The 507-nt window shown below is 48.9% G+C and carries 1 pseudogene; it reads left to right on the plus strand.

From position 1 onward, the window contains the following. A pseudogene (locus R7044_RS28355) lies at positions 1–507 on the plus strand (DNA mismatch repair protein MutS); the annotation flags it as partial.

A 507-nucleotide genomic window follows, 5' to 3' on the forward strand; every position in this document is an offset into this window, starting at 1 on the left:
CAATCGCCTGGATGCGATTGGTGAAATTAAAGATCAAGGCTTATTTACCGATCTTCAGCCAACTTTAAAACAGATTGGCGATATTGAACGTATCTTAGCGCGTCTTGCTCTACGTTCTGCTCGTCCACGTGATATGGCTCGCCTACGCCATGCCATGCAGCAACTTCCTGAACTAGAATCGCTCACTGCATCCTTAACTCATCCATACCTAGTGAAGTTGGCTCAGTATGCTGCGCCAATAGATGAGGTATGTGAGCTTCTTGAACGTGCTATCAAAGAAAACCCGCCGGTAGTGATCCGCGATGGTGGTGTGATTGCAGAAGGCTATAACGAAGAATTGGATGAGTGGCGCAAGCTCGCTGATGGTGCAACCGAGTATCTAGAAAAGCTCGAAGCGGACGAACGCGAGCGTCATGGCATCGATACGCTGAAAGTTGGCTACAACGCCGTACATGGATTCTTCATTCAGGTAAGCCGTGGCCAAAGCCATTTGGTGCCGCCACATTA

The sequence above is a fragment of the Vibrio sp. 1402 genome (genome assembly GCF_033340275.1).